Source organism: Citrobacter sp. wls718 (genome assembly GCF_005280945.1).
Taxonomy (GTDB): Bacteria; Pseudomonadota; Gammaproteobacteria; order Enterobacterales; family Enterobacteriaceae; genus Citrobacter; species Citrobacter gillenii.
On record NZ_SZWV01000079.1, the window covers coordinates 85,243 to 94,321 of the forward strand.

8 protein-coding genes are annotated in these 9,079 nt (G+C 55.1%); 2 read left to right on the top strand and 6 right to left on the bottom strand.

What is annotated here, in order from left to right; genetic code table 11:
- Positions 1–1,921 (top strand): 4-alpha-glucanotransferase (gene malQ / locus FDW95_RS15950; RefSeq protein WP_249359160.1); only part of this gene is annotated, 1,921 nt, incomplete at its 5' end.
- A 32-nt stretch (positions 1,922–1,953) separates the two neighbouring features.
- Here the strand turns inward: malQ and gntT are convergent.
- The 3 genes from gntT to gntX all read right to left on the bottom strand — a co-directional run bounded on the left by gntT (position 1,954) and on the right by gntX (position 4,966).
- Positions 1,954–3,270 (bottom strand): gluconate transporter, encoded by a 1,317-nt coding sequence (gntT, locus tag FDW95_RS15955; RefSeq protein WP_045448464.1) that lies wholly within the window; start codon positions 3,268–3,270, stop codon positions 1,954–1,956.
- A 378-nt stretch (positions 3,271–3,648) separates the two neighbouring features.
- Positions 3,649–4,224: a Fe-S biogenesis protein NfuA gene (nfuA, locus tag FDW95_RS15960; protein WP_096759262.1), complete on the bottom strand. Its 576-nt coding sequence runs from the start codon at positions 4,222–4,224 to the stop codon at positions 3,649–3,651.
- A gap of 58 nt (positions 4,225–4,282) precedes the next feature.
- Complete coding sequence (gntX, locus tag FDW95_RS15965) at positions 4,283–4,966, bottom strand: DNA utilization protein GntX (protein WP_115257293.1); 684 nt, start codon at positions 4,964–4,966, stop codon at positions 4,283–4,285.
- A gap of 37 nt (positions 4,967–5,003) precedes the next feature.
- Here gntX and bioH point away from each other — a divergent pair, with 37 nt between their 5' ends.
- Positions 5,004–5,774 (top strand): pimeloyl-ACP methyl ester esterase BioH, encoded by a 771-nt coding sequence (gene bioH, locus FDW95_RS15970; protein ID WP_115257294.1) that lies wholly within the window; start codon positions 5,004–5,006, stop codon positions 5,772–5,774.
- A gap of 76 nt (positions 5,775–5,850) precedes the next feature.
- Here the strand turns inward: bioH and feoC are convergent, their stop codons facing one another.
- From feoC to feoA, 3 genes are read right to left on the bottom strand one after another with little or no spacing between them, the layout of a single operon-like run.
- Positions 5,851–6,087: a [Fe-S]-dependent transcriptional repressor FeoC gene (gene feoC / locus FDW95_RS15975; protein WP_096759504.1), complete on the bottom strand. Its 237-nt coding sequence runs from the start codon at positions 6,085–6,087 to the stop codon at positions 5,851–5,853.
- Between the two features lie 10 nt (positions 6,088–6,097).
- On the bottom strand, positions 6,098–8,416 hold the full coding sequence (gene feoB / locus FDW95_RS15980; protein ID WP_115257295.1) for a Fe(2+) transporter permease subunit FeoB: 2,319 nt from the start codon (positions 8,414–8,416) through the stop codon (positions 6,098–6,100).
- Between the two features lie 18 nt (positions 8,417–8,434).
- Positions 8,435–8,662 carry a ferrous iron transporter A gene (gene feoA / locus FDW95_RS15985; RefSeq protein WP_115257296.1) on the bottom strand — a complete coding sequence of 76 codons (228 nt, stop codon included), beginning with the start codon at positions 8,660–8,662 and terminating at the stop codon, positions 8,435–8,437.
- Positions 8,663–9,079: the final 417 nt, after the last annotated feature.

The following is a 9,079-nucleotide window of genomic DNA, read 5'->3' on the forward strand; positions in this document are numbered from 1 at the left end:
AAACGTGATGGTGTATACCGTCGGCAAAAAAATGCCGCTGGCGGTTGAAGGGAGTGGTGAATTTAGCTGGCTGCTGACCACCGAAGACGGTGTGCAGCACAAAGGGCATGTCACTGGCGGTAAATCTTTTCACCTTCCGGCGAAGTTGCCGGAGGGGTATCACACGCTCACCCTGACTCAGGACGAAGCACGCAGCCATTGCCGCATCATCGTCGCGCCAAAACGTTGCTATGAGCCGCAGGCGCTGCTGGCCGGGCAAAAGCTGTGGGGTGCCTGCGTCCAGCTTTATACCCTGCGTTCAGAGAACAATTGGGGGATTGGTGATTTTGGCGATCTGAAGGCGATGCTGCCGGAAGTGGCTAAACGCGGCGGGGCGTTTATTGGCCTCAACCCGATCCACGCGCTGTATCCGGCGAACCCTGAGAGCGCCAGCCCGTATAGCCCGTCTTCGCGCCGTTGGCTGAACGTGATCTACATTGATGTGAATGCGGTAGAGGACTTCCGTCTGAGCAAAGCGGCGCAGAGCTGGTGGCAGAAGCCTGCCACGCAGCAAGCCCTGCAACAGGCCCGCGATGCCGAGTGGGTGGATTACACCACCGTGACCACGCTGAAGATGACCGCGCTACGTCTGGCATGGAAAGGGTTCTCTGTGCGTGATGATGAGCAGATGGCGGCATTCCGTCGTTTTGTGGCTCAGGAAGGTGAAAGTCTTTACTGGCAGGCGGCGTTCGACGCGCTGCATGCATATCAGGCGAAAGAAGATGAATCGCGCTGGGGTTGGCCTGCGTGGCCGGAAGACTTCCGGACGGTGGACTCACCGGCGGTGAAACAGTTCTGCGCAGAGCACCGCGATGAAGTGGATTTCTACCTCTGGCTACAGTGGCTGGCGTATACCCAGTTTGCTGCCTGTTGGGAAACCAGTCAGGGCTTTGCAATGCCTATCGGGTTGTACCGCGATCTGGCGGTCGGCGTAGCAGAAGGTGGGGCGGAAACCTGGTGTGACCGTGAGCTGTACTGCCTGAAAGCGTCCGTTGGTGCACCGCCGGATATTCTTGGTCCGCTCGGTCAGAACTGGGGCCTGCCGCCGATGGATCCGCATATCATCACCGCGCGCGCCTACGAGCCGTTTATCGAGCTGCTGCGTGCCAATATGCAGAACTGCGGGGCGCTGCGTATTGACCATGTAATGTCGATGCTGCGTTTGTGGTGGATCCCCTACGGCGAAACCGCCGATCATGGCGCCTACGTGCATTACCCGGTCGACGACCTGCTTTCTATTCTGGCGCTGGAAAGTCAACGTCATCACTGTATGGTGATTGGTGAAGACCTGGGTACTGTACCGGTAGAAATTGTCAGCAAGCTGCGTGACAGCGGCGTGTATTCCTACAAAGTGCTCTATTTTGAGAATGACCATGAGAAGAACTTCCGCGCGCCGCAGGCGTACCCGGAACAATCAATGGCAGTCGCGGCGACGCATGACCTTCCTACGCTTAAAGGCTATTGGGACAGCGGTGATCTGACGCTCGGTAAAACGCTGGGGCTGTACCCGGATGAAGTTGTGCTGCGCGGGTTGTATCAGGACCGTGAACTGGCGAAGCAGGGCCTGTTGGATGCGCTGCACAAATACGGCTGTCTGCCAAAACGCGCCGGACACAAGGCGTCGTTGATGTCGATGACGCCGATCCTCAACCGGGGTATGCAGCGCTATATCGCCGACAGCAACAGCGCCCTACTGGGCCTGCAGCCGGAGGACTGGCTGGATATGGCTGAGCCGGTCAATATTCCGGGGACCAGCGACCAGTACAAAAACTGGCGGCGTAAGCTGACGACGACGCTTGAGGCGATGTTTGCCGATGGTGGGGTGAACAAGCTGATTAAGGATTTGGACAAACGGCGAAAAGCTGCCGCGAAGAAGAAGTAAAAAAAAGCCGGGAAAATCCCGGCTTTTTTACATCAGATAGCCATATTTAGCAGCAGGCATCCTACCAGACCGCATACCGAAATAATGGTTTCCAGCATTGACCATGACTTGATGGTCTCGCCGATGGTCAGGTTGAAGTATTCCTTGAACAGCCAGAAGCCCGGATCGTTCACGTGGGAGAAGATGACGGAGCCGGAGCCGACTGCAATAACCATCAGCTCAGGGCTCACGCCGGTCGTTGCAATCAGCGGTGCCACAATCCCACCTGCGGTGATGGCTGCCACGGTAGCAGAACCCAGTGCGATACGCAGTACAGCGGCAATTGACCATGCCATCAGCAGCGGAGAGACGTTGGTTTCATGCATCATAGAGGCGATGTATTTGTCGACGCCGCTATCCACCAGTACCTGTTTGAACGCACCGCCACCGCCGATAATCAGCAGCATCATTGCGATGATCTTGATGGAGGACACCAGCGTGTCGTTAATCTGATCCATCGAACGTCCACGGTTCAGACCAAAGGTGAACATCGCAATCAGAACGGCAATCAGCGTTGCCATGACCGGGTCACCGAGGAACTCTGCAACCGGCAGGAAGGCATGGCCTTTCGGCAGGATCATCTCCGCGATAGCACGCATCGCCATCAGCACGACCGGAACCAGAGAGGTCCAGACGCTGACGCCAAAGCCTGGCATTTCTTCTTCAGTGAAGGTTTTTGCGCTGTACAGACCTTCCGGGATTGGCTTATCAATGCCCTTCAGGAAACGCGCATACACCGGACCCGCCAGAATAACGGTCGGGATCGCCAGAATCGTACCAAACAGCAGGGTTTTACCCATATCGGCGTGGAAAATGGTGGCAATTGCGGTCGGACCCGGGTGTGGCGGCAAGAAGCCGTGGGTCACAGACAGCGCAGCGGCCATTGGCACACCGACATACAGCAGCGGGATGTTTGCGGCGGCAGCGATGGTGAATACCAGCGGCAGCATCAGCACGAAGCCCACTTCGTAGAACAGCGCAAAGCCCACGGTGAAGCCGGTTAATACCACGGCCCACTGGATGTGCTTTTTGCCGAATTTAGCAATCAGCGTGGTGGCAATACGTTGCGCACCGCCGCAGTCTGCCAGCATTTTGCCCAACATGGCGCCAAAACCCATAATCAGGGCGAGGCTACCAAGGGTTCCGCCGACGCCGGCTTTAATTGAACCGATGACTTTATCCAGTGGCATCCCTTGCATCAATCCGACAGCAAGCGCCACCAGGACGAGAGCGATGAAGCCGTTCATTTTGAAACGGATCATCAGGAGGAGTAACAAGATTACACCGATAGCAACGATGACTAATGGCATGATTTACCTGGCCTTTACTTTGTTATGGGTAACGTCAGTGTTTAGATGACAAATTCTGATTGTCCCGACCGGGAACAGAGTTATTACGGCACCAATGCTGATTGCCTTCAAAACTACGTAGTTTAGCTGGCTGTTATGAGTGTTCCAGGTGCGTGCGATAATGATACGGGTAACATGTAGTGATTGAAAATCACCTGGGCAGGCAAAATTTAAATTATGAGAGGCAGGTCAAATTATAGGGGGATTATTGCAGGACATATGCGGAGAAATGCAGGGGTGTAGGCCGGATAACGCGTTTACGCTGCCATCCGGCATCAATGCCCGATGACGACGCTGATGCGTCTTATCGGGCCTACGGATACTCTACAGGTTCGGGAGCTAGTAGTAAGAGTGCTCGCCGCGCTGGTGTTCGGTCAAATCGCGAACGCCTTTCAGCTCCGGGAATTCAGCCAGCAGCTGCTTCTCGATGCCTTCTTTCAGTGTGACATCGACCATTGAACAGCCGTTACAGCCGCCACCAAATTGCAGAATTGCGTAGCCTTCGTCGGTGATTTCCATCAAGGAGACACGGCCACCGTGGCCAGCCAGCTGTGGGTTAATCTGTGACTGCAGCATGTACTCCACGCGTTCCATCAGCGGTGCGTCATCAGACACTTTACGCATTTTCGCATTAGGTGCTTTCAGGGTCAGCTGGGAGCCTAACTGGTCGGTAACAAAATCAATTTCTGCCTCTTCCAGGTACGGTGCGCTCAGTTCATCAACGTAAGCGGTCAGCAGGTCAAATTTAATGGCGGTGTCGGTTGCTTCCACGGCGTCCGGCGGGCAATAAGAAACGCCGCATTCAGCGTTAGGCGTGCCGGGATTAATCACAAATACGCGAATTTGTGTCCCTTCTTCCTGATTTGCCAACAGTTTGGCAAAGTGCGCTTGTGCAGCATCGGAAATATGGATCATAGTAATGGCCTAATAGTTGACTATTTTACTTGGTTATAATACGCCCATCATCGAGGCTCTACAAGGTTCGACACAGGCACCATACCTGGACAGTCGCCGCGCCGTTGCGTAAAAGCAGCTGCGCGATCTCCGCGACGGTACTTCCGGTAGTGACGACATCATCCACAACAACCATATGGAGTCCCTGCACCGGCAATTCAAGGCGAAACGCATTTTTCAGGTTGCGTTTGCGTAATCGGGCGCTGAGATGGTGCTGTGTGGCGGTGGGGCGAGTTCGTGTGATGGCCTGACCGTCCCAGTCGCAGCCCAGCCAGCGTGCCAGTGAGCGACACAGTAAGTCACTTTGATTAAATCCCCTGCGCCAATGGCGGCGTTGCCAGAGTGGAACGCTAATCAGCCGATCCGGCAGGGGAAGGCCACGGGTACGGCGAGCCTGCAATACCTCCAGCAACATCAAGCGCGACAGTGCGGGGGCGATGTCACTACGCCGGGAAAACTTCAGCTGGTGGATAAGCCCGCTCAGCGGCGGCACGTAGTCACTGACCGCGATCAGTCGCTGCCACGGCGGCGGCTTTTGCAGGCAGCGTCCGCAGGGAATATCGGGGTGGGCGGCGGGCAGCCCGCACTGTGGGCACAGGCAGACATGTTGACACGTCGCACGCGTGCAAACGGAACACATTCCCCAGTGCCCGAGCATTAACGGCATTCGGCATAGCCAGCACAATCCTGGTACTGTTAGCATAGGTTCATCCTTGTTGGTCAAAAGAGAACAGTAACTGATGAATGACATCTGGTGGCAGACCCGGGGTTCGGGAAATTGCCATCTTGTGCTGCTGCACGGATGGGGACTGAATGCGGAAGTCTGGCATTGCATAAGTGAGGAATTAAGCTCGCATTTTACGCTGCACCTGGTTGATTTACCGGGATTTGGGCGCAGTCAGGGTTTTGGTGCGATGCCGCTGGAAGAAATGGCGGAGTGCGTTTTGCAACAGGCTCCGGAGAAAGCCATCTGGCTGGGCTGGAGTCTGGGCGGATTGGTGGCGAGTCAGGTGGCGTTGACCCATCCTGAGCGCGTGCAGGCGCTGGTTACCGTCGCCTCTTCGCCATGCTTTAGCGCACGCGATGAGTGGCCTGGTATTAAGCCCGAAGTGCTGGCGGGCTTCCAGCAGCAGCTTAGCGAAGACTTCCAGCGGACGGTGGAGCGTTTCCTGGCACTGCAAACGATGGGGACGGAGACGGCGCGTCAGGATGCGCGAGCGCTGAAGAAAACTGTGCTGGCGTTACCGATGCCGGATGTGGCGGTGCTGAATGGTGGGCTGGAGATCCTGAAAACGGTCGACCTGCGTGAGCCGCTCTGCGCCCTGGACATGCCGTTCCTGCGTTTGTACGGCTATCTCGATGGTCTGGTGCCGCGTAAAGTCGTGCCGATGCTGGATGCAATGTGGCCGCAGAGTGAGTCGTTGATATTCGCCAAAGCGGCACATGCGCCGTTTATTTCGCATCCTGCTGAGTTCTGTGCCGCGCTGGTGGCGTTGAAGCAGCAGATCTAGCGCCGTATCCCGCTCGGGGATTGGGGGCTATTCGTAGGCCGGATAAGCGTAGCGCCATCCGGCCTATTGCAACAGGTTAGCGCAATGCCCACCACTCGCGCAGACAGGCTTTCCCTTCAGGGCAACTCTTGCAGCTTCCAGAAAGACACCCGTCGGCATCTTCCTGAATACGTACTGCTTTACCCATCTGTTCTAACTGATTCAGCATGGCGTCAATCATCGGCTGCGGGGTGTGCAGCGTATGGCTGATTTGTGTTGCCTCCATACGCCCCCGCAGAGCCAGTAAATCACGTACCTGAATAAGCGATGCCATCATTCACCGCCTAGTGGCAATCGCCGGTGGTGCTGGCACAGCAGGAACCTGGCGTCTTATTGGTCGCCAGCAGTTCGATATCTACCCGACTGCGTGCGCGGCGCAGCATTCCCAGCAGCACGATGTTAAACAGAATGACGGTTAAAATGCACACCAGACTGTAGGTCGGATGCTCTTTGTAGCTGACCGTCTGGTAAAACAGCGTCGACAGAGAGTAGGCGATGTTCAGTCCCCACAGAATGGAGAAGCCCATCCAGCCACGGCTGGATTCACGAGCAATAGCGCCCATTACCGAAATGCACGGGACATACAGCAGCACGAAAATCAGGTAACTGTACGCGGCGGCGGCGCTGCCGAACTTCGCACCCATCACGCCCATTGCGCCGGTTGCCATCTCACCGTCGCCTTTGCTGGCTTCGATAGGGTTAGCCAGCACGCTCAGGCTGAAGGTGTCTTTCAGACTTTGCCAGGTTTCACCCAGCGCACCTGCCAACTCGTCACCGAGGTTGAACTCGGCCGGGTTGAACTCTTCTTCCTGAATATTTTCAGCGGTATAGAGCGTATTCAGCGTACCGACAACCACTTCTTTTGCCATGGCCCCGGTGAACAGACCCACGGTGGCCTGCCAGTTATCTTCGTGTACGCCAATCGGTTTGAAGATAGGGGTGATTACGCGACTGACGGACGCCAGCGCCGAGTCGTTGATGTTATCGACGATTTTTCCGCTCAGGGAGAAGCTGTTAAACGCGCTGAGGAAAATACTGACGATGATGATGACTTTACCGGCGCGCAGGACAAAGCCTTTCAGGCGCTGCCAGGTCTGAATGACCAGGCTTTTCACGTGCGGTACATGGTAAACCGGCAGCTCCATCACGAACGGTGTGGCTTCGCCACGCATAATGGTGTGCTTGAGCATCAGGCCGGTCAGTACCGCCATAACGATACCCAGTACGTACAGTGAGAAGACGGCCAGCGCGCCGTTCTGGCCAAAGAACGCCGCAGCAAACACGGCGAAAATCGCCAGACGCGCACCGCAGGACATAAACGGCGCCATCATGATGGTCATCAGACGTTCACGCGGTGCATCCAGCGTGCGTGCGCCCATCACGGAAGGGACGTTACAGCCGAAGCCGACAATTAGCGGGACAAACGATTTACCCGGTAATCCCAGAGCCTGCATCAAACGGTCCATCACAAACGCAGCACGCGCCATATAGCCGGAGTCTTCGAGGAACGAGAGGAACAGGTACATCATGCCGATTTGCGGCACCAGCGGCAGCACGGTGTTAATCCCGCCGCCAAGACCCTGCGCCAGGAAGATGGTTAACCAGTCCGGGAAGTGCAGGGTGTAGCCAATCCACTGAATACCATGGATAAAGAGTGCCACGGAACCGACGTCAAACAGCGGCTGCAGCGCGCCACCGATGTTAATGGCGAGCAGGAACATCAGGTACATTACGAACAGAAATACTGGCAGGCCGAGGAAGCGGTTAAGTACGACCTTATCGACCGCGGTGGTGAAGCGGCTTGGCTCTGCGGTCAGGGTGTTGCTGACGGTATCGCAGATGGCGGCAATGCACTGGTAACGTGCATCAGCAATATGCAGCGCCGGATCGTCCATTGTTTCACTCAGGCGAGTCAGCGCGGCATCCAGATTTTGTGCCGCATCACCCGCGTAGGCGCGGCTGTAGATATCGCCTTCCAGCATCTGCAGGCCGAGCCAGCGACGTTGTTGCTGCGGCATCTCTTTGGCCATCGCGTCAGCCAGAGACTCGGCTTCACGCAGCAGCGGTTGGGCATAATGTACCAGCTCGACGGTGTCGTTTTCTTTGTAGCGATCGATAGCCAGCTTCAGTGCTTCAATCCCGCGACCACGGGTTGAGACCAGCGGCACCACCGGGCAGCCCAGACGGGCGGAAAGGGCATCGATATCAATCCGGATTTGCTGCTTCTCAGCAATGTCCAGCATGTTCAGCGCGACGATGCAGGGGATCCCCAGTTCAAGCAGTTGCAGCGTCAGGTAGAGGTTACGCTCGAGGTTTGAGGCATCAACCACGTTGATCAGCAGGTCAGCGTCGCCGCTTAAGATATAGTGACAGGCAATTTGCTCATCGAGGGAGGTCTGCGATGAGATGGTCGTCAAAGAATAGGTGCCGGGTAAATCCACCAGCGTAACCTGATGGTCAGTTGTCGAGAAATGACCTTCTTTGCGCTCAACGGTAACGCCAGCCCAGTTACCCACACGCTGACGCGCGCCGGTAAGCTGATTGAATAATGTTGTCTTGCCGGAATTAGGATTACCAATTAAACCAATGGTTAGTTTTTTCATTTTTATAGACTCACTGTATTAACAGGACACCGCTTCCACTTCTAATAACGCCAGATCTTTTTTCCGCAACACCAGGCTGACTCGGCGTGTTTCAATATGGATAGGATCGCCTAATGGGGCGACGCGAACCACATTGAACGATGAGCCTGGCAGCATGCCGAGCGACAAGAGCTTCTGCCGGTACGCCGGGCTGATATCACGAGAAAAACCGGTAATTTTCCAAGCAGTGTCTGGAGTGAATTGCATAGGGACCTACTTATATCTCGCTAACTGGATGATTACCTCATGGGGCGAAAGGCGGCATGAGACCAGATGATTAGCCAACGAAGGAAAGAGTAAATAATCAACAAAACAATGATAATGAGAATGGTTTCTATCATCAATAGAATAAATGTGACGGAATGTTGGATTGGCGAATAATTTGAGTCAATTTTGATATGGCTCAACATTTATTCAGGTCTGACATGAATGATTCGAGGGAGAAACTATTGGAATTTATTAATGTTTAATTAAGGTTTCAGCTGTTAATAAAGTGATAAATATATTGTGACGGAAAGCGATAAATATATTAAATAGGCCGGATGGCAACGCTCGCGCGTCTTATCCGGCCTACAAATTAATAACGACAAGTTGGCCGGCTAAGGTGTTTACACCGCCATCCGG

What these genes read in the sequence shown, in the direction of transcription:
- feoC (WP_096759504.1), bottom strand. Translation starts at nt 6,087, where the DNA reads ATGGCATCGCTTATTCAGGTACGTGATTTACTGGCTCTGCGGGGGCGT.
- nfuA (WP_096759262.1), bottom strand. Translation starts at nt 4,224, where the DNA reads ATGATCCATATTTCCGATGCTGCACAAGCGCACTTTGCCAAACTGTTG.
- gntX (WP_115257293.1), bottom strand. Translation starts at nt 4,966, where the DNA reads ATGCTAACAGTACCAGGATTGTGCTGGCTATGCCGAATGCCGTTAATG.
- gntT (WP_045448464.1), bottom strand. Translation starts at nt 3,270, where the DNA reads ATGCCATTAGTCATCGTTGCTATCGGTGTAATCTTGTTACTCCTCCTG.
- feoA (WP_115257296.1), bottom strand. Translation starts at nt 8,662, where the DNA reads ATGCAATTCACTCCAGACACTGCTTGGAAAATTACCGGTTTTTCTCGT.
- feoB (WP_115257295.1), bottom strand. Translation starts at nt 8,416, where the DNA reads ATGAAAAAACTAACCATTGGTTTAATTGGTAATCCTAATTCCGGCAAG.
- bioH (WP_115257294.1), top strand. Translation starts at nt 5,004, where the DNA reads ATGAATGACATCTGGTGGCAGACCCGGGGTTCGGGAAATTGCCATCTT.